Source organism: Vibrio harveyi NBRC 15634 = ATCC 14126 = KCTC 12724 (assembly GCF_001591145.1).
GTDB lineage: Bacteria > Pseudomonadota > Gammaproteobacteria > Enterobacterales > Vibrionaceae > Vibrio > Vibrio harveyi.
The window spans coordinates 22,215-41,247 of sequence record NZ_BCUF01000009.1 but is presented as its reverse complement, the minus strand read 5'-3'; the positions used below and the strand labels follow the sequence as shown (position 1 = coordinate 41,247).

At 45.7% G+C, this 19,033-nt stretch carries 17 protein-coding genes; 13 read left to right on the top strand and 4 right to left on the bottom strand.

Annotation, left to right across the window (positions count from 1 at the left end):
• Window positions 1-2 precede the first annotated feature (2 nt).
• Window positions 3-1,106: a 2-aminoethylphosphonate--pyruvate transaminase gene (gene phnW, locus VHA02S_RS06895; protein ID WP_038898192.1), complete on the bottom strand. Its 1,104-nt coding sequence runs from the start codon at window positions 1,104-1,106 to the stop codon at window positions 3-5.
• 266 nt (window positions 1,107-1,372) lie between these two features.
• Between phnW and VHA02S_RS06890 the strand changes: the two genes are divergently transcribed.
• The 5 genes from VHA02S_RS06890 to VHA02S_RS06870 all read left to right on the top strand — a co-directional run bounded on the left by VHA02S_RS06890 (window position 1,373) and on the right by VHA02S_RS06870 (window position 7,234).
• Complete coding sequence (locus VHA02S_RS06890; protein ID WP_005384363.1) at window positions 1,373-2,383, top strand: putative 2-aminoethylphosphonate ABC transporter substrate-binding protein; 1,011 nt, start codon at window positions 1,373-1,375, stop codon at window positions 2,381-2,383.
• 325 nt (window positions 2,384-2,708) lie between these two features.
• The gene (locus VHA02S_RS06885) at window positions 2,709-3,815 is read left to right on the top strand and encodes a putative 2-aminoethylphosphonate ABC transporter ATP-binding protein (protein ID WP_038898193.1); all 1,107 of its coding nucleotides are present in this window, start codon (window positions 2,709-2,711) and stop codon (window positions 3,813-3,815) included.
• A gap of 8 nt (window positions 3,816-3,823) precedes the next feature.
• Window positions 3,824-5,548: a putative 2-aminoethylphosphonate ABC transporter permease subunit gene (locus VHA02S_RS06880; RefSeq protein WP_038898194.1), complete on the top strand. Its 1,725-nt coding sequence runs from the start codon at window positions 3,824-3,826 to the stop codon at window positions 5,546-5,548.
• 9 nt (window positions 5,549-5,557) lie between these two features.
• Window positions 5,558-6,262 (top strand): phosphonate utilization transcriptional regulator PhnR, encoded by a 705-nt coding sequence (gene phnR, locus VHA02S_RS06875; protein WP_038898195.1) that lies wholly within the window; start codon window positions 5,558-5,560, stop codon window positions 6,260-6,262.
• A 66-nt stretch (window positions 6,263-6,328) separates the two neighbouring features.
• Window positions 6,329-7,234: an EamA family transporter gene (locus VHA02S_RS06870; RefSeq protein ID WP_009696899.1), complete on the top strand. Its 906-nt coding sequence runs from the start codon at window positions 6,329-6,331 to the stop codon at window positions 7,232-7,234.
• Between the two features lie 90 nt (window positions 7,235-7,324).
• Here the strand turns inward: VHA02S_RS06870 and VHA02S_RS06865 are convergent, their stop codons facing one another.
• Complete coding sequence (locus VHA02S_RS06865) at window positions 7,325-7,876, bottom strand: outer membrane beta-barrel protein (protein ID WP_005445404.1); 552 nt, start codon at window positions 7,874-7,876, stop codon at window positions 7,325-7,327.
• 27 nt (window positions 7,877-7,903) lie between these two features.
• On the bottom strand, window positions 7,904-8,815 hold the full coding sequence (locus tag VHA02S_RS06860; RefSeq protein WP_038898196.1) for a VirK/YbjX family protein: 912 nt from the start codon (window positions 8,813-8,815) through the stop codon (window positions 7,904-7,906).
• Between the two features lie 589 nt (window positions 8,816-9,404).
• Here VHA02S_RS06860 and VHA02S_RS06855 point away from each other — a divergent pair.
• The 6 genes from VHA02S_RS06855 (at window position 9,405) to VHA02S_RS06830 (ending at window position 16,181) form a co-directional block, all read left to right on the top strand.
• Window positions 9,405-9,764 carry a DUF3316 domain-containing protein gene (locus VHA02S_RS06855; RefSeq protein WP_009696903.1) on the top strand — a complete coding sequence of 120 codons (360 nt, stop codon included), beginning with the start codon at window positions 9,405-9,407 and terminating at the stop codon, window positions 9,762-9,764.
• A gap of 233 nt (window positions 9,765-9,997) precedes the next feature.
• A complete protein-coding gene (locus VHA02S_RS06850; protein WP_038898198.1) occupies window positions 9,998-11,398 on the top strand; it encodes an FAD-dependent oxidoreductase in 1,401 nt (466 codons plus the stop codon).
• Window positions 11,399-11,511: 113 nt separating this feature from the next.
• Window positions 11,512-12,636 (top strand): M14 family metallopeptidase, encoded by a 1,125-nt coding sequence (locus VHA02S_RS06845; protein ID WP_005445399.1) that lies wholly within the window; start codon window positions 11,512-11,514, stop codon window positions 12,634-12,636.
• A 616-nt stretch (window positions 12,637-13,252) separates the two neighbouring features.
• Complete coding sequence (locus VHA02S_RS06840) at window positions 13,253-14,218, top strand: OmpA family protein (RefSeq protein WP_038898199.1); 966 nt, start codon at window positions 13,253-13,255, stop codon at window positions 14,216-14,218.
• Between the two features lie 115 nt (window positions 14,219-14,333).
• Window positions 14,334-15,209, top strand: a complete 876-nt coding sequence (locus VHA02S_RS06835; protein WP_038898200.1) for a LysR substrate-binding domain-containing protein — start codon at window positions 14,334-14,336, stop codon at window positions 15,207-15,209.
• Between the two features lie 186 nt (window positions 15,210-15,395).
• Window positions 15,396-16,181 (top strand): phosphotransferase enzyme family protein, encoded by a 786-nt coding sequence (locus VHA02S_RS06830; protein ID WP_038898201.1) that lies wholly within the window; start codon window positions 15,396-15,398, stop codon window positions 16,179-16,181.
• Here VHA02S_RS06830 and VHA02S_RS06825 read toward each other — a convergent pair.
• Window positions 16,178-17,068 (bottom strand): LysR family transcriptional regulator, encoded by an 891-nt coding sequence (locus VHA02S_RS06825; RefSeq protein ID WP_005445394.1) that lies wholly within the window; start codon window positions 17,066-17,068, stop codon window positions 16,178-16,180. The genes VHA02S_RS06830 and VHA02S_RS06825 overlap by 4 nt on opposite strands.
• A gap of 210 nt (window positions 17,069-17,278) precedes the next feature.
• Here VHA02S_RS06825 and VHA02S_RS06820 point away from each other — a divergent pair, with 210 nt between their 5' ends.
• Together VHA02S_RS06820 and VHA02S_RS06815 are read left to right on the top strand one after the other, a co-directional pair.
• Window positions 17,279-17,515, top strand: coding sequence for a VPA0252 family protein (locus tag VHA02S_RS06820; protein WP_005445393.1), 237 nt, complete (start codon window positions 17,279-17,281; stop codon window positions 17,513-17,515).
• A gap of 214 nt (window positions 17,516-17,729) precedes the next feature.
• Complete coding sequence (locus VHA02S_RS06815; RefSeq protein WP_038898202.1) at window positions 17,730-19,001, top strand: Nramp family divalent metal transporter; 1,272 nt, start codon at window positions 17,730-17,732, stop codon at window positions 18,999-19,001.
• The last annotated feature ends 32 nt before the right edge of the window (window positions 19,002-19,033 follow it).

The window sequence follows — 19,033 nt, the reverse complement described above, 5'->3', positions numbered from 1 at the left end:
CTTTACGCAACTTGCCAGTACATTGCTTTTTCAATTGCACCGATTAAGCGCTCGATATCTGCTGGGTAAACTTCGCCAATGTTGCCGATACGGAAGCAATCTGCGTTCGATACCTTACCCGGATAAATCACAAAACCTTGCTCTTTTAAACGTGTGTAGAACGCTTTGAACTGGTAATCACTGTGCGTCGGAGAGTAGAAAGAAGTGATGATTGGCGAATGAAGGTCATCACTCAGTAGTGGTTCGAAACCCAGAGAACGCATTCCTGCAACCAGTGTTTTCTGGTTAGTTTGGTAACGGTGATGACGCGCTTCAATGCCGCCCTCTTGTTCCAGTTCTAACAAGGCTTGGTAGAAAGCGCGAACCGTGTGCGTTGGAGATGTGAAACGCCATTTGCCGTGGTTCACTTCCATGCACTGCCATTGGTCGTACAGATCAAGGCTCAAAGAACGTGCCTGACCTTGGCACTTTTCTAGCTCAGTTTGTTTCGCAATCACAAAGCCAAAGCCCGGTACGCCTTGAATACATTTGTTTGCAGAGCTGATCATAAAATCGATGCCTAGCTCAGCAATATCGATAGGAATGCCACCAAAGCTCGACATGGCATCGAGAATCACCACTTTACCGTGTGCTTTCGCTGCAGAAGCAAATGTCTCAATTGGGTTAAGCATGCCAGTGGTTGTCTCGCAGTGAACAATCGCCACGTGTGTGATCGCAGGATCCGATGCCAATGCAGTTTCCACCTCGTTCAAGTGTGGCTGTGATGTTTCGCCTGGGGAAACTACATGACATGGAATATTTAGGTAATCAGCGATCTGAGCGATACGTGCACCGTAAGCACCGTTGTCGACAACCAACAATTTTCCATTTTTGCCAATGGCGCTGCCAATCGTCGCTTCTACTGATGCGGTGCCGCTACCTTGCATTAGTACGCTGGTGTAGCCGTCTTGCTCCGTCGCCAGTTTTACAAGCTTAGTGCGGATCACTTCTACAATGTCTTTGTTGTATTCATCATCCCAAGTACACCAGTCTTTTAGCATAGCTTCACGTACTGTTTCAGAAGTAGATAGAGGACCTGGAGTCAGTAGTAGGTATTCGTTTTTCATCTCGATTTCCATCAGAATAGGCTAATTGGTCTACACCAAATTTCAAGTTCACTCTAGCGAGGAAGAAAAGGGCAGTAAATAGGCGAATCTCCAATTTCATAAAACTTTAATATCCAGAAAATGGCGGATCAATTGAACGATTATTCATCGATAATTTTCGTAAAACTGCCATTTAATGGTCATGAATTCGTCACAAAGGCTCAGTAGGGTGTATATCGTCAACTGGTACAGACCAAATGAAAACTTAGCCAAATTAACTGGAGAAAATGATGAAAAACCGTTTGATGAAAGGATCGCTGGCTGCACTTGTCTCTCTGCTAGCTACGAATGCAATGGCAGCACAGGAAGTCACGGTTTACACCGCTTTCGAAACTGACATTCTTGCGAAATACAAGTCTGCGTTTGAGAAAGATAACCCAGATATCAAGATTAAGTGGGTTCGCGATTCCACCGGTATCATGACGGCGAAATTGCTGGCAGAAAAGAACAACCCTCAAGCGGAAGTGGTTTGGGGTCTTGCTGGCTCGTCAATGGCACTGCTTAAAGATGAAGGTCTTCTTAAGCCTTACACACCAAAAGGTTTGGAAGAGCTGCACGCGAATCTAAACGACCCTCAATCAAACCAAGCTTGGTTCGGTAACGATGCGTTCTTTAACGCAGTCTGTTTCAACGAAGCGGTAGCGAAACAACTTAACCTGCCTAAACCAACGTCTTGGGAGGACCTAACGAAGCCGGTTTACAAAGGTCACATTGCAATGCCTAACCCAGCTTCGTCAGGCACTGGCTACATGCAGGTTTCTGCTTGGCTACAAAATATGGGTGAAGATCAGGCATGGAACTACATGCGTGACCTAGACAAGAACATTGCACACTACACGCACTCTGGCTCTAAGCCATGTGTTCAAGCGGGCATGGGTGAAGTGGCTATCGGTATTTCGATGGCAAGCCGCGGCGCGAAGCTGAAAACACAGGGTGCACCACTTGCGGTTATCACACCTAAAGGCATTGGCTGGGAATCTGAAGCCGTTGGTCTAGTAAAAGAGTCTGATGCAGCGAAGCGTGTTGTCGACTGGTCAATCTCTAAAGCGGCGAACGAGCTATACGTAGAAATGTACCCAGTGGTTGCACATAAAGAAGTGAAAGCGACAGTATCTAACTTCCCGAACGTTCAAGAGAACATGGCGAAGATGGACTTTGCGCAAATGGGCAGCAAGCGTGCAGAAATTCTAGCGGCATGGTCTGAGAAGTTTGACGCGAAATCAGAGCCAAAGTCTTAATTAAATTTGCTTTGATTTGAATGCTGAAATCCACCTCGGTTGAGGTGGATTTTTTGTTTTCTCTGTTATTTCAGAGTTTGCTGCAAGTAGATTCCTAGTCTCACCTAGGTTCGCTGGAATGACGGACTTAAGAAAGTTGGGAGCTTCTATCCGCACTCACAACGTCATTCTCGAGAGCGACGAAGGAGTGAGTCGGGAATCTCTAATTACCACTTGAACAAACCTCATCACCCTTCATCTATTTGTCATCTTCTGGCTATAAATTTGTCATTGGAACGTAACACTCCAAAACTAAAGTTGGTATATACCATTTGGAGCGTGTGTTATGTCAACTAACCAACATTACCTAAATATTGAAAATGTAGTGAAGCAATTCGGACAGTTCACTGCATTAAAGAAAATCTCGCTAGCGATTGAAAAGGGCGAGTTCGTTTGTTTTCTTGGTCCTTCTGGCTGCGGTAAAACCACTCTGCTACGTGCCATTGCAGGTCTAGACTTGCCAACGTCTGGTGCAATCTTTCAAAACGGTCAAGAGACCACATTCCTACCACCAGAGAAGCGCGATTTCGGTATCGTATTCCAATCTTACGCGCTGTTTCCAAACCTAACTGTGCAAGAGAACATTGCGGTGGGTTTGAAAAACCAAGGTATGTCGACCAAAGAAGCGCTAGAGAAGGTGGACTACTGGTTAGAAACCATTGGTCTTCCAACCTCTGGTGAGAAATTCCCCAACCAACTTTCTGGTGGTCAGCAGCAGCGTGTTGCGTTGGCTCGTGCATTGGCGTTGTCTCCGGGCTTACTGTTACTTGATGAGCCGCTGTCAGCGCTGGATGCAAAAGTGCGTGTTCACTTACGTGATGAGATTTGTAAGCTGCAACGCAAGCTTGGCATCACCACCATCATGGTTACGCACGATCAGGACGAAGCGCTGTCGATGGCGGATCGGATCGTGGTGATGAACCATGGCGTGATTGAGCAAGTTGGCACACCTCAAGAAATCTACCAACAACCAGCCACGCGCTTTGTCGCTGAGTTCGTCGGCAGCATGAACTTTATTGAAACCTCAGTCGCAACGGATTCCCAAGTGCGCATTGCGGAAACCTTGATGCCAGCGCCAAGCTTGACCAATCGTAAGATTCAACGAGGTGACCGCTTCGACCTTGCGGTGCGCCCTGAAAGCATCAAGTTCGTTGAAAACTACAACAACTCTTTACCTGTGCGAGTTACGGCAACCGAGTTTCTGGGGGCGTTTTTCCGCATTGATTGCGTATTGCAAAACGACAGCTCAACGAAAACCATCGTCGTGGATGTGCCTGTGGAAACGGTTCAAAAACTCAATATTAAGGCGGGCGATGTACGTTGCATCCAGTTTGCTGAAGAAGGGTTGCATGGTTACGCCGTGCCCTCGGTTGATAAAGCGCTAGCAGCGTAGGTGTAAACATGGATGCGAAGACAATGACGATGAATAGCCTGACCACACAAGACAAAGCAAAATCACTACTCGGACGTGTCAGCCGCGACAACCTTGTGTTGTTTGGTTTGCTTGCTGGTTTGTCGACCATGATGGTGCTGTTCATCTTAATGCCGCTTTGGGCAATGTTGACCAAGAGTGTGCAAAATGCCAATGGCGAATTTGTCGGCCTGGCAAACTTTGCGACGTACTTTTCCTCTTCAAGCTTGTGGGGGTCGGTGGGCAACACCTTCACTTTGGGCGTGATTGTGACCTCGGTAGTGGGTGTGCTTGCGTTTGGTTATGCCTACGCGCTGACTCGTTCCTGTATGCCGTTTAAAGGTTTGTTTCAAATCCTAGGTACTGCGCCGATTCTCGCGCCTTCGTTGTTACCAGCGATCAGTTTGATCTTCCTTTTCGGTAATCAAGGCATTGCCAAAGAGATGCTGTTAGGAAACTCGGTGTACGGCGTGATTGGTATCTCGATGGGTTTGATTTTCTGGACCTTCCCTCATGCATTGATGATTTTGACCACTTCGCTGCGCACTTCAGATGCCCGCTTGTATGAAGCAGCCCGCGCACTGAAAACTTCACCCATCAAAACCTTCTTTATGGTGACGCTACCTGCGGCGAAATACGGTTTGATCAGTACGCTTATCGTCGTCTTTACGTTAGTTATTACGGACTTTGGTGTGCCGAAAGTGATTGGTGGCAGCTATAACGTTCTGGCGACTGACATCTTCAAGCAAGTTGTGGGACAGCAAAACTTTGCCATGGGTGCGGTGACCAGCATTATGCTGCTATTTCCTGCGGTAATGGCATTCGGCGCAGACCGCTGGGTTCAGAAAAAGCAAAAGAGCTTATTTGACACTCGCTCGGTGCCTTATCAGCCAGAACCTAACAAAGCGCGCGACAGCATCTGTTTGGTTTACTGCAGCATCATTTCTATTGCAGTGCTGGCTGTGCTTGGCATGGCGGTGTATGGCTCGTTAGTTACGTTCTGGCCTTGGAACAAAGCGCTTACGCTAAACAACTACAACTTTGCTGAAATGAGCACTTACGGTTGGAGCCCATTCTTCAACTCACTAACACTGGCAGGTTGGGCAGCGGTTATTGGTACAGCCATCATCTTTGTCGGTGCTTACTGCATTGAGAAAGGGCGTGCGTTTGGTCCAATTCGTCAAGTGATGCAAATGCTCAGCGTGGTGCCAATGGCGGTTCCGGGTATGGTGCTTGGCTTGGGTTACATCTTTTACTTCAATGATGCGAACAATCCTCTGAATGTGCTTTATGGCACCATGGCATTCTTGGTGATTAACACGGTAGTGCATTACTACACCGTGGGGCACATGACCGCCCTGACAGCGCTAAAGCAGTTGCCATCGGAGATTGAAGCCACGGCGGCATCGGTGAAGCTTCCTCAATACAAGTTGTTCTTTAAAGTGACATTACCTGTGTGCTTACCTGCGATTTTGGACATTGCGACTTACTTGTTTGTTAATGCATTGACCACCACTTCTGCGGTAGTATTCCTTTACTCAACCGATACGATTCCGGCTTCGGTCTCGATTCTGAATATGGACGATGCAGGTCAAACTGGCGCTGCAGCAGCGATGGCTGTGATGATCATGATGGCTGCCGCAATTGCGAAGATTGTTCAGATGACTTTGGGTAAATTGTTAGAGAATCGCACACAAGCTTGGCGCAAAAGATAAGGACACTTCGTGCAATACGTAAAAATTAAAGATTCGATTGTTGAACAGATTGAAGCGGGCATGCTATCGCCGCGTCAAAAACTGCCAGCAGAGCGTAAGTTGGCGGAGTCGTTCGATACTACACGCGTGACTCTGCGTGAAGCTTTATCACTGCTGGAAGCAGAAGGTCGAATCTATCGCGAAGATCGCCGAGGTTGGTTTATCTCACCCGAGCCATTGCGTTACGACCCAACCCAAACTCTGAACTTCCCGAACATGGCGAAAGCGCAAAATCGCGTGCCAAAAACGGAGTTGGTCGCAGCAAAAGGAACGTTGGCAAACAAACAAGCGGCACGCTTGCTGGACTTGCAACCTTTCTCGGACGTGTATCGAGTCGACCGTGTGCGATACCTTGAAGATAGACCTGTAGTATTCGTAACAAACTATATTCGCCCAGAGCTGTTTCCGAATCTGCTGGACTATGATTTGTCAAACTCACTGACGGACATTTACCGCGAGCATTATGGCGTGATGTATCAAAAGATTCGCTATCGCATTTCAACCAGCACTTTGTTGGGTGAAATGGCTCAGGCACTGCGCGCGACAGCCGGTACGCCAGCGATGGTAGTGGAGCGCATCAACTACAACCAGCACGGTGAGTTGATTGATTGCGATATCGAGTATTGGCGACACGATGCCATCAGCATTGAATCTCTGGCGGAACTCAATCGTTAAGTGGATTTTCTCATTATCTAAGGCTCCATCTCGGGGCCTTTCTTTTATTCAGACAGGAACGTTGAAATGGATTTGTTGGCGATTGGTCTCGTCGTTTTCTCTGCTGTTCTCCATGCGGGCTGGAATATCCTTGGCAAAAGCAACTCAGGCTCTGGACTCGCGTTTACCATGGCCGCCAGCTTTTCTGCATGTTTCATTCTTACCCCTTATTTGATTTGGTATTTGGCAACCATTGGCTGGACATCATTACCGAGTGAGTTTTGGGGATTGCTGTTCATTAGCGGCATTTCACAAATGGTTTATCTGGTTGGTTTGATTGTCGCTTATAAGCACGCTGATGTGGGGGTGGTTTATCCGATTGCTCGGGCACTGCCTGTGATGATGGTCGGCGCAATCAGTGTTGCATTGGGACATGAATTATCTAGTCAGCAGTGGCTTGGATTCTTACTAATTACTCTTGGTTGTATGCTGGTACCACTGACGAATTTTCGTCAGATGACATTGGGCTCTTATTTGAACGTTGGTGTGTTCTGGGCATTGATTGCCGCAATAGGCACAACGGGTTACTCGGTAGTCGATAAAGAAGCGCTGAGTTTACTCACAGGACAAGCATCAGAGATCTTGAATGATCAGTACAGTGCAATCTTCTACTTGGGCGTGCAGTTTTGGGCGATTGGTATTCCAGCCCTTGTATGGTGCTTAGTTATGGGGAAGCCAGATGAGATTAAGACAGCGTGGCAGATCCGCAAAACAGCCAGCATGGCAGGGGTAATGATGGCATCCACCTACGGCTTGGTGTTGTTTGCGATGACTATGACAGACAACGTAAGTTTGGTGGTGGCACTAAGGCAAATCAGCATCGTGTTTGGATTGTTTATGGGGATTTGGTTTCTGTCTGAGAAATGGTATCTCACTCGGGGTATTGGGGTTACTTCGATTCTGGTGGGGATTATTTTGGCATTAACGCATTAACTAATGTGCGGGATATGCGCCCGTAATACAAAAAAGAAAAGGCAGCGAATGAGCCTCTCGCTGCCTTTTGTATTAACCTGTAAGCCTTGTTTAGAAACGCAATTGCGCACCAAACATCACGCCGCTAGAGTCAAAATCGCTGTTTTTTGAATACACATATTCTGCATTCAAACCAAAGTGTTTATAGCTCCAGCCAATACCGCCAGCCGCTTCACCACCAACACTTGAGTGTTCGATGTTTTTGCTCTGACCGTTTACTTTATAGGTGTATTCGAGAGTGTAGAGAGTGACACCTGCCTTGCCGTAAAGCTCGAAGCCTGAACCCAGTGGATAGCTAGCATAGCCACTTAAGCGAGGTCCGGAGAAGCTCGTATCGGTGACTTCTGAAATCGGACTCACGAGTATCGAACCAATACCGTCAAACGCGCCTTTATAACCCGCTTCGATACCAAAGTTATGCGTTGGCATGTAGCGGTAATAAATCTCACCTAAGAACATGTCGCCTGATTCTTCGCTCGTCGGTGCGTCGTAGTTCACACCGCCATAGCCAATGTTTGTACCTATGATGTGTTCGCTGGTGGTTGCGTTGGCAGACAAAGAAAGTGTCGACAACACCAAAGCAGTAACGAATGAATAACGCATAAACGTTTCCCCTTAGCTTTTAGCCTTTTACTTTCTTAGGACTTGTTCGAAAGTGACTTTGGTGTTGTCTAGCCATTCGTAACGACGACGGTACATAGAACGTTTTGAACGAGACATACCTTCAATATCACGACGAGGTGCATTCACGTCGATAGAGTAGAAGTTGCGGTCGTATTCTGTGCCACCAAGCTCTAGCCACAACGCATCGTAATCGGTTTTGATTCTGCCTTTGCTGTAACGCTTAGCTGCGTAAGTGTGCGATTGAGTTTTTACAGCCAACAGTGTTTCTATGCCCCAAACCTGCGCAACGATAGCCAGCAATCCAACCATCAAGCTTTTCGGACGTTGACCGTATAGCTTACGCGTCAGCTTTTTGATTTTTGCGTTGTTTTCTTCACAGCTGCGTGGTCCTTGTAAACCACCAATCATGATGCATCGTTCGCCATTCTCATGACCCAAGCTGAAAGAAAGGGTGTAGAAGTTGCCATCTTCTTGGCTATGCAGCACCAAGCTCATATCACCTTCTTTTTGGTAACGCGCTTCGTAAACCAAGCGGACCGAATACAAGATGTCGTCAATTTCAAATGAAGTCAGAGTTAGACCTTCCGCATCGGTGTAGATCTCTTGAATCAGTTCAGGCGAGATCAGGTCTGCTACCGAGTTGTAGTGATCGACAACAAGCGCAGAACGGTCGAAAGCAGGCCCATTCTTAATAATGTAAGGACGAAATGGCTTCTCTAAGAATCGGTGTGTACGAGTGCAAAGCAGTTCGAGCAGTGATGCTTCAATGTTGTCCGCAAGGTACTTAAACGACTTTCTGTAGAATAAAGCGCGTGCGATGAATTTTACGCGGTAGGTCCAAATTGGACGATAAATGTCAGCGTACTCATCAGAATAAATGGTTCTGCTGTGATCAAGGATGGATTTATTCATGGTCATTTCACTCCAAACTCATTTCCAGTTGTTCGGCTCTGTCAAAGAGGCGTGAGCGCTTGATATAAAACGCGAAAATAGGGCGATAAAAGAGAGTTGTCTTATTTCGCTCAAGCATTGACGGGAGCTGGTTTTGAACGGTGTTCTTTTGGCGAAGATTTTAAGAGAAAAAAGAAGCGAGGTTTGTATGGTTTAGTATGAAATTGTCAGAGCGTGTTGTTGTGCTCAGACAAACCCGTTGAGTGAGCTAATGAGTGGGTTCGTTTCTTCAGTAACCAATAGTCATTGTCACTATCTAGGGGGACTGAATGAGCTTTGAAGGCAAACAAGCGATACACATCGTTGTTTTGAGTGCGAATCAAACCATTTTTTCGGAAGCAAGTATCTCGAAGTGAGTTAGGTATAAAACGTAATCTATGGATTTTTCTAATGTTTATTTTTTAGAGTCAAAGACGTTTAAAGAAAGCCGATAAATAAAATGAATTAATTTTAATCTTTTTTGAAATTAATTTTATTCGCTATAGGTCTCTATATGTACGCTACATTCATCGAGCACTTGGAACTCGATATTTTAAAGGTAAGTAAGGAGCATATTATGAAACGTTTAATCACTCTTGTTGGTCTCATTGCACTAACCGCTTCACCAATTGCTGCATTCGCTGGTGGGTATCAATGGACAAATAACAGCAAATCGATTCAAGGTAATGTCGTCGACAGCAAGCAAGCTGCTTACGAGATGGGCTTTGAAATGATTAAAGAATATCAAGGTAAAACATCTCTACAACTAAGCAAAGAACTGTATGGCTCTTTTGCGAAAGTAGACAAAAATTCTTTCTCAATCACCGATAGTAAAGTTACGGTGGATGAGTTTCTACAAGATAACGGACAAATTGCCTACCAACCAATTTTAAACGTGAAATACGAATATCGTTTGAGAGAGCTAGGTAACCGTTAATTTATATTCTCGCTAGCTAATATTTATTAATTTCTGCTTTATCCTTGCTGTGTGTTATTTATAGGAATGTTGGGGGGCTTTGCTCCCCTTTTTTTATTGCTTAATTTATATTTATTATTAATAGGCAATATTTTCTAACGCTCAGCGTCAGGTTTTCTCGCTCGTTGATTCTCATGTTCGTTTGTAAAGTGGTACTAAAGCAAGATTGTGTGCCACTTTACAAAGGATACGGAATGACTCATCTCTCTTACTGGTTCAAGCAAGCTCTGGAAATGGAACAGCCAACGCCGCCATTGTCACTCCAACAAGATATAGCGACGGATGTGGCGATTGTCGGCGGTGGTTATACAGGTCTTTGGACTGCGATCATGATTAAGCAGCAATCGCCGGAAAAACAAGTGGTTGTGATTGAAAAAGGCTTGTGTGGCAGCGGGGCATCGGGCGCAAATGGTGGTTGTATGCTGACTTGGTCAACAAAGTTTCCAACATTGAAGCGCTTGTTTGGTGAACAACAAGCGGCATGGTTAGTAAAAGAATCGGAGCAAGCAGTCTTGGAAATTGAGGCGTTTTGTCAGCAGCATAATATCGATGCACAGTTATCCTTGAAAGGCGTTTACTACACGGCGACAAACCATGCGCAAACCGGAAGTATGCAGCCGGTCGTGGATGAACTTAAGCGGCTAAACGTGAATAGTTGGCGACATTGTCAGACTGAAGAACTGCGAGAGAATGCTGGCTCGCCAAGGCATGTGGACGGTTTTCACTCTCCTATTGCCGCAAGCGTCCAGCCGGCTTTGTTGGCTAGAGGGCTACGTCGTGTAGCTATCGAACTGGGTGTTGAGGTTTATGAAAATACGCCAATGACGCGTTTAGATTATGGTCAACCTGCAACCGTTAGTACGCCTAATGCGAGCATCAAAGCGAAGCAAGTAGTGTTGGCATTAAATGCTTGGATGGTGGAACACTTTAAGCAATTTAACAACAGCATCGTTGTTGTCTCTTCAGATATGGTGATTACAAAACCTCTGGGTGACGCTTTGCCTCAATCAGGATGGCAAACGGGCTCTAGCGTGTTGGATTCACGTATCTTCGTCCATTATTATCGAGATACGCCAGATGGTCGTTTGATGTTGGGTAAGGGCGGCAATCAATTCTCTTACAATAACCGCGTCGACGTGATGTTTAATAAACCAACGCGCTATCAAAATCTGCTGCGTAAGTCGTTCGATAAGCTGTTTCCGCGTTTAAAAGGAACAGAATTCGCTTATTCATGGACGGGTGGTTCGGATCGCTCTGCTACCGGTTTCCCATTCTTTGGCGAGCTAGATAAACAGAACAATGTCTTTTACGGCTTTGGCTATTCGGGTAACGGTGTGGCTCAGACTCGAATGGGCGGAAAGATCTTATCTTCATTCGTATTGGGGTTAGATAATGACTGGACGCGAAGCGGTTTAGCCAGAGGACCATTAGGACAATTCCCACCAGAGCCTTTTCGTTGGACAGGGGCAATGATGGTGCGTAATGCCGTACGCCGAAAAGAGGAAGCAGAAGATAATGAGCAAACACCATTTATCTGGGATAAGTGGCTAGCAAAACTTGCGGGACCAGCAGGCAAAGCGGATAAGCTCGACTAAACTGAATATTTTGATCGCAAACGGATAGGGAAGAAGTGAAATCGTTAGAGGCACCTCTTCCCTTTGTGTTAGCCTCAGTCTTTCAAGCTCAGATGCAAAAGGTGAGTAATAGAATGAAAGTATTCAGCAACTTCGACAGCGGCAGCATTCACGTAGTGAAAGCAGACGACAAAAACGACATCCAACTTAAAATCCCTAACGACAACATGTCGGAATTCTACCAGTGGTTCCACTTCCGTCTTGAGACCGAAGCTGAGCAATCGCACACCATCAAACTACTTGATCTTGCGAAGTCGGCTTACCCAGAAGGTTGGCAAGGCTACGACGTTGTTGCGTCTTACGATCGTGAAGAGTGGTTCCGCGTGCCAGCAGAGTTCGATGGTGATACGCTGACTTTCACTGTTATCCCTGAGCGCAGCTCAATCTACTTCGCGTACTTTGCACCATACACGTACGATCGTCATCTAGACCTATTACACATGGCACAAAGTGCACACCACTGCCAGTTGGAAACTTTGGGTCACACGCTAGATGGCAATGACATGAGCTTGCTTACTTTCGGTGAGCCAGAAGAAGGTAAAAAGAAAATCTGGATGATTGCACGTCAGCATCCAGGCGAGACGATGGCAGAATGGTTCATGGAAGGCATGATTCAACGTCTGTTGGATGAAAACGACACGGTTGCGCGTGCATTGCTAGAAAAAGCAGTACTTTACGTTGTACCAAACATGAACCCAGACGGCGGTGTTCGTGGTCACTTGCGTACTAACGCAGTGGGTGTGAACCTCAACCGAGAGTGGCAAACGCCATCAATGGAAAAGAGCCCAGAAGTCTTCTTGGTTCGTGAACGTATGCTAGAAACTGGCGTGGATATGTTCCTAGATATTCATGGTGATGAAGCTATCCCTTACAATTTTGTAGCGGGATCTGAAGGCATTCCTTCTTATGACGAAGGCATGGCTGAGTTGGAAAACGCGTTTAAACAAGCACTTCTGACGATTACACCAGAGTTCCAAGACGAGATTGGTTACGACAAAGATGAACCAGGTAAAGCGAACCTAACCGTTGGCTCTAACTGGGTAGCAGAGCAATTTAAATGTCTGTCTTACACCATTGAAATGCCATTCAAAGACAACAACAACCACCCCGACCCACTTTACGGTTGGTCTCCAGAGCGTAGTGTGTTGTTTGGGCAAGATATTTTAGCAGCGACGCTAGCCGTATCTGACAAAATTTAACGCAATTCGTTCACAGCCCGTACTTTGCGGGCTGTCTTTCCTGCCATTATTCTCTCCGCGTTCTCTATTAATGAGCTACTTTCTCCGCAGTTAAGACAAAAAATCTGCAATTTCTGATGCTTATGTGAGTCTCGATAAGTTGGATTTATCGTGTCGATAAAAAATCTAATTTAATTTAGCGATACTTATTCTGTTAAAGTCCATTTCGAGATTCTCGTCACAAAAATCATAACATCTCATAGGGGTAACAGCCTTGAGTGTGAGGTTGAAAGTAGGCACAGCCAGTTAAATTAGTTTTAAGTTGCTATGTAATTACAAGATGGAAGCCGGATAATTTTCTCGCGGAATCTTGTACCTACAGAGGTTTGCTCATCGTTATCTATCACTCCAATCGTTCAGGTTTAAACGCTTGGGACAAGACGTGGCAGATAGGTGTATCAAAATTCCAACCAGCGCTCCTAATGGAAATATCCCAATTAGAGCGTCATGCGATGATGCGTTAATAGAGATTGTTGGCGTAGTTTTAATCACTAAAAACAGTGCAGGTTCTGACTTTCTTGATGACAGCGTATGCTGGGGAAAGTAATCGGGTCGCCTTCGCATAAAGGAAAAAATAATGAAAAAGATTGCTCTTGCAGTGGCTACCGTTCTTGCTGGTGGCGTAATGTCAAATGTTGCTCTTGCTGATGCATACATCGGTGGCAAACTTGGTTACAACGCACTAAACGACGCATGTTACTTAGACGCACCATGTGATGACGATAGCTTTGCAGCAGGTATGCACCTTGGCTACAACTTTAACGAATACGTTGCAGCTGAATACGGCGTTGACTACCTAGGTAACTTTACTGCTAACTTCAACAAAGCTGGCAAAAACACTGTTGATGGCGACCTATGGGCACTGACTCTAGCTCCTAAGTTCAACCTACCTCTAACAGACTCATGGAACCTATTTGCTAAAGTAGGTGCTGCTTACATGATGGCTGGCGATGAGAAAGATTTCGTACCAACGGGCTCTCTAGGTGCTGAATACCAAATCAACTACAACTGGAGCCTACGCGCTGAGTACCAACGTTACCAAGACATGTCTGATGACATCATCGACGACATGGATTCTGACTTCTTCGGTATCGGCTTCAACTACAAGTTTGGTTCTGAGCCAGTAGTTCAAGAAGAAGTGGTTGAAACTCGTCCTGTAACTCGCATCGTTGAGCACGAATACCCAGCTCAAACTGCAACAGTACAATTTGGTCTAGAAAGTGCTGAACTACAAGACGCTTCTGCGTTCAACGGTACTGTTGAGCTAATGAACACTTACCCACAAGCTCAAGTTGAAATCAACGGCTACAGTGACACAACAGGTTCTGAAGCTTACAACCAACAGCTAACTGAGAAGCGTGCACAAGCAGTTGCTGATCACTTCCAAGCTGAAGGTATTGCTGCAGACCGTATGACTGTTAAAGGCATGGGCGAAGCTAACCCAGTAGCGAGCAACGAAACTCGTGAAGGTCGTGAACAAAACCGTCGTGTAGAAGTTGTTGTTCCTGCGTTCCAATACCAAACAACTGAAGAAGCTAAATAATCCACCATTAGCTTAATGATTCTAAAAGCCAGCGTTTGTCGCTGGCTTTTTTGTTTTCATCGAAATGTCACAGCTCTGACTTACACTTTTCGTGTTCTTTTGTTTGGAGCTACAGATGCAGAACTTACCCCCACTCAATTCTTTAAAAGCATTTGAAGCGACGGCAAGATTGCACAGCTTTACTAAAGCGGCTGAAGAGCTCAATGTCACCCGTGCAGCGGTTAGCCAACAAGTGAAATCTCTGGAAATGTATCTAGATGCCACTTTGTTTGAACGCAATGGCGCACAACTCATTTTGACCCAAGCAGCACGCGATTACTTGCCCGTGGTTAGCAATGTATTTCAGAGTTTGTTCGTCGCAACTCAACATCTTTTCTCTCGCCAAAAACAGACCCAGTTAACGTTACACGTGGCGCACAGCTTTTGCTCCCAATGGTTGATACCTCGACTCGCTGATTTTCATCGCCAGTATCCTGAAGTGAGTTTTAAAGTTTCTACTACCGCAAATGCAGTGCCGAGTAATAGCGACATCGCGGATGTGGAAATCATTAATGGTTATGGTGATTGGTCTTCGCAACACGCAACGCAACTCACGCAAGAGAACTGGATTTTGGTAGCAAGTCCGGGGTTTCTTTTACTAAATCCCGTTTCTGATCTGGTTGATCTTGTCCGTTTGCCGAAACTTGCGACTGGTGGCTATCAGGAAACATGGCAAGGTTGGTTTGCGTACCAAGGGCACGAAGGAGGGAGCGTAAAGTTAGCGGGAGAATTTGAACATTCTTTGTTGGCTATTGAGGCAGCGGTGAATCAGCTCGGTGTCTTATTAGTGCGCGACTTGTTAGTAGAAGATCATCTTCAACAAGGTACTTTGGTCCAAGTAGGTCATTGGTCAATGCCAAGCCGAGGCGCGCATCATATGATCGTTCGTTGTGGCGAGAAGCCGCATGTCAAAGCCTTTACTCAATGGCTAGTAAAAAGCTTACAGGCGTAACCAGATGTCCAAGCGATTTTCAGGCTATCGGGGGGCAAAATGACAAGATGAGCACGAACTGAGATAGAGCTAACAATCTGAAACATTATCAACCGTCATGACCAAAGTTCGGGTGCTAAGATGACAGAGTACGTTTCATGTCGTCATCACTCACAGAGCATGCGCTCTGGTTATCAAGGAGCAGTAATGGAAGCGTTAGAAGGGGGCAGGGATAATGCCATTTATCGTAAAGGTAATTTGGTCAGTAGGCCTGCTAGCTACTGGACGATGACCGTCCATCAATTACTCCAACATCTTCATCAACATGGTTTTACTGCATGTCCAAAAGCAGTGTCGATTGAGGGCGGGAAAGAGTTGCTGACCTTTGTTGAGGGTGACAGCTATAACTACCCGTTAGAAGGACCGATTGCTTCGCTCACTGCGTTGAAATCTGCCGCAAATCTGCTCCGTTGTTATCATGATGCGTCGGAGAGTTTCCTTAAACAGCATGATCAAGATGTTCATCATTGGATGTTGCCAGCTCGCTCGCCGCAAGAAGTGATTTGTCACGGTGATTTCATGCCTTATAACGTGGCTTTAGATGGGGATGTCGTGATCGGCGTGTTTGATTTCGATACCGCTCATCCTGCGCCGCGAATTTGGGATATTGCTTTTTCTATATACGGTTGGGCGCCATTTAAGACTGATGAAGATGACAAGATGGGTACGTTAGAAGAACAAATTCGACGAGCCAAAATCTTTTGTGATGCCTATGGCTGCTCCCGATTAGAACGCGAAGAGTTGGTGGAGGTAATGACGTTGCGCTTAACGGCGTTAGTTGATCACATGCGCACGTTGGCAGCCAATGGTGATGCCCAGTTTCAAGCCAATATGGAAGATTGTCACCATACGGCTTATTTACAAGATATTGAATACCTCAATAAACACCACCAAGCGATTACTTTGGGCGTATTGGGAGAAATCAAATTTTAGTCTGGCTTGGTGTGCCTTTTGATGATGGATTGAATCACACTAAACAGCCATTGGTTTTGTGGGTCGTGCTGCTGAGAACGTCGGCAGCTCATCACAAAGCTCACGCCGAGCTCTAAACCATTTGGAAGTTCGATGCTACGACATGATTCAGGAACGTTACCACTCATCGTAATACCGAAATGGTCGGTGTTCATGATGATGCTGTGAATCATGGCAGGATGTTCAATCTCAACTTTTGGATCAACATGAAAGCCGATGTTTTTTAAGCGATCCAAAAGTGGGTATTTATGATCGTTCCAACCAGGCGTCTTGAACAAAACAAAGGTATAATCGCCCAATGATTGGAAGTCCTTGGCAGGATGATCTTTGCGTACAAAGAATACCGCTTTGCCTTTTCCCAATTCTTTTTGTGCGATGGATTGAGGTAGATCTTCATCAAAGTAATGAATAGCAATGGCGTTCTCACCGTCAATGATGCGATTGCGAGCATCAGCCCCCCACCTTAAAAATGCATAATTGGCATGCGGCGCTTGCTTGAGCAACTCTAGGTAAAGTTTATCGCCAAAACGATCCCAAAAAAGTGTGTTGGCGTAGATTGCAACATCGCCAGTATAAAGCGGCGGGGAAAACTCTTGGGGTTTGATTGCATCTGCGCTCGCCAAGATTTGCTCGAAATGAGGCATATTGGCTTCCACAAATGAGGTTGGTTCAAATCCATTTTTGGTTTGAATGAACAGAGGATCGTCCAGTTGCGCTTTCATTTTAGTGAGGTTTTTGCTGATGGCGCCGGAGGTTTTTCCCATTGATTCCGCGACCAAGCGAACGTTGCGCAGATCGTACATGCGCTTTATTACCAAGACGTTCTGCATATCTAGATTGATTGTCATTCTTTTACTCCAGCCAACGTTTGCTACGGCATCATAGCGCTGCCTCAACAGCGGAAAGACAGGGAATGGTCAATTCTAAGTTTATGGCAAAAAAGCCTTTTTCCAACAGGGATTTCCATTTGGTAAATTCGGGTTTTCCTCGTGCTACTTGGGTGGCGTTGCTAAAGTTTCTATATCGAAATGATGTACCACAAACAACAGAGGTGACGTATGAAAAAACTAATCGCACTAGGCTTAATGGTTTGTTCAGTAAATGTGGCATTCGCTGGCGATGGGTCATACACAGGTACCATTGATATGACAACAAGCCAAGCTAACCAAGTTGATGTGGAACGCGCAGATTCTAACCTGACTCTAAAAGGTCGAAATGATGCTGCTTATGGTGGTGTTATGATTCAAACAGACGCTTCTACTCAACCGATCCAACTTCGCGGTCGCCGCGACTAAATGGTCGAAATCTCCTTACTTTCAATGCCGCGTTTAACGCGGCATTGTTGTTTATGACACTTCTAGATTTAAAGTTATTCTGATAGCTTTTGTTTATCGATAATTGAAAATTAATTGTTGAAATCTTAATTACCATTTTTGTGCACCCAAATGATATTGATTCTCATTTAGGTTGGCGTATGATTTTCTCTATCGACGAGAGGGGAATACGCTCATGAATGGTACGTCCAATAATTTACACGCGACAGCGATACAAACAACGGCGGCACAAAACGCGTCAGCCTTTAACAAAATAAAACGCAAGTTACTCATGTTAGGTCCAGCGTTTATTGCTGCAATTGGTTACATTGACCCAGGTAACTTTGCAACGAATATTGAATCGGGATCTTCATTCGGCTATCAACTGCTTTGGGTTGTGCTTTGGGCAAACCTCATGGCGATGTTGATTCAGTATTTGTCCGCTAAACTTGGCATTGTTACAGGCAAAAACCTCGCAGAACACTTACGCGACCATCTACCTAATAAATGGGCAGTGAGTTTCTATTGGATTCAGGCTGAAATCATAGCGATAGCAACTGACCTAGCGGAATTTATTGGTGCAGCAGTCGGCTTTCAGCTTGTCTTTGGTATCAGTTTGATGGAAGGGGCGTTGATCACTGCCGTTGCGACAGTGATGATTCTGACGCTTAACCAGAAAGGTCAAAAGCCGCTAGAGGTGGTGATTGGTTCGCTTCTGATGCTGGTTGCGGTTATCTACATTGCGGAATTGTTCTTCGCTCACCCCGCTGGCGGTGAGATGGCAAAAGGTTTGTTAACCCCAACATTTACTAACTCGCACCAAATCTACCTTGCGGCAGGCATTTTAGGCGCAACTGTGATGCCTCACGTGATATACCTTCACTCGGCATTGTTCAAAAACAACTATGGTGAAAGTACGAAAACACGTCTTCGTACTACTCGTTTTGACGTGTTGATTGCGATGGTAATAGCGGGCTTTGTGAATATCGCTATTGTGGCGATGGCAGCAGCTGTTTTCCATTACTCTGGTAACCAGCATGTAGCAGAAATTGAAACCGCGTACATGACGCTGACCCCACTCGTAGGTAAAGCTGCCTCTGTGCTATTTGGTGTGTCTCTGATTGCTTCGGGTTTATCTTCCACAGTAGTGGGAACCATGGCAGGACAAGTCGTGATGCAAGGCTTTGTACGCTTCTCTATTCCAATGTGGTTGCGCCGCTTCATTACCATGGCGCCATCATTTGTGGTGATTGGTTTGGGTATGAACACCACTGATATTTTGGTGATGAGCCAAGTGGTATTAAGCTTCGGTATTGCGCTGGCGATTATTCCACTGCTTATCTTTACCAACAGCGAGCGCTTGATGGGCGAGTTCAAAAACAACAAATGGGTATCTTATTCGGGTGTGGTTATCGTCACTCTTGTACTGGCATTGAACGCGTATTTGATGTTTACGCTTGCTGCATAGCCAACGCTCGCTAAGCGACAAACCTCTGTCGA

Coding starts and splice junctions, on each gene's coding strand:
- VHA02S_RS06835 (WP_038898200.1), top strand. CDS start 14,334: ATGCAGAACTTACCCCCACTCAATTCTTTAAAAGCATTTGAAGCGACG.
- VHA02S_RS06890 (WP_005384363.1), top strand. CDS start 1,373: ATGATGAAAAACCGTTTGATGAAAGGATCGCTGGCTGCACTTGTCTCT.
- VHA02S_RS06865 (WP_005445404.1), bottom strand. CDS start 7,876: ATGCGTTATTCATTCGTTACTGCTTTGGTGTTGTCGACACTTTCTTTG.
- VHA02S_RS06885 (WP_038898193.1), top strand. CDS start 2,709: ATGTCAACTAACCAACATTACCTAAATATTGAAAATGTAGTGAAGCAA.
- VHA02S_RS06845 (WP_005445399.1), top strand. CDS start 11,512: ATGAAAGTATTCAGCAACTTCGACAGCGGCAGCATTCACGTAGTGAAA.
- VHA02S_RS06850 (WP_038898198.1), top strand. CDS start 9,998: ATGACTCATCTCTCTTACTGGTTCAAGCAAGCTCTGGAAATGGAACAG.
- VHA02S_RS06870 (WP_009696899.1), top strand. CDS start 6,329: ATGGATTTGTTGGCGATTGGTCTCGTCGTTTTCTCTGCTGTTCTCCAT.
- VHA02S_RS06840 (WP_038898199.1), top strand. CDS start 13,253: ATGAAAAAGATTGCTCTTGCAGTGGCTACCGTTCTTGCTGGTGGCGTA.
- VHA02S_RS06855 (WP_009696903.1), top strand. CDS start 9,405: ATGAAACGTTTAATCACTCTTGTTGGTCTCATTGCACTAACCGCTTCA.
- VHA02S_RS06825 (WP_005445394.1), bottom strand. CDS start 17,068: ATGACAATCAATCTAGATATGCAGAACGTCTTGGTAATAAAGCGCATG.
- VHA02S_RS06830 (WP_038898201.1), top strand. CDS start 15,396: ATGGAAGCGTTAGAAGGGGGCAGGGATAATGCCATTTATCGTAAAGGT.
- VHA02S_RS06820 (WP_005445393.1), top strand. CDS start 17,279: ATGAAAAAACTAATCGCACTAGGCTTAATGGTTTGTTCAGTAAATGTG.
- phnW (WP_038898192.1), bottom strand. CDS start 1,106: ATGAAAAACGAATACCTACTACTGACTCCAGGTCCTCTATCTACTTCT.
- VHA02S_RS06880 (WP_038898194.1), top strand. CDS start 3,824: ATGGATGCGAAGACAATGACGATGAATAGCCTGACCACACAAGACAAA.
- VHA02S_RS06860 (WP_038898196.1), bottom strand. CDS start 8,815: ATGACCATGAATAAATCCATCCTTGATCACAGCAGAACCATTTATTCT.
- VHA02S_RS06815 (WP_038898202.1), top strand. CDS start 17,730: ATGAATGGTACGTCCAATAATTTACACGCGACAGCGATACAAACAACG.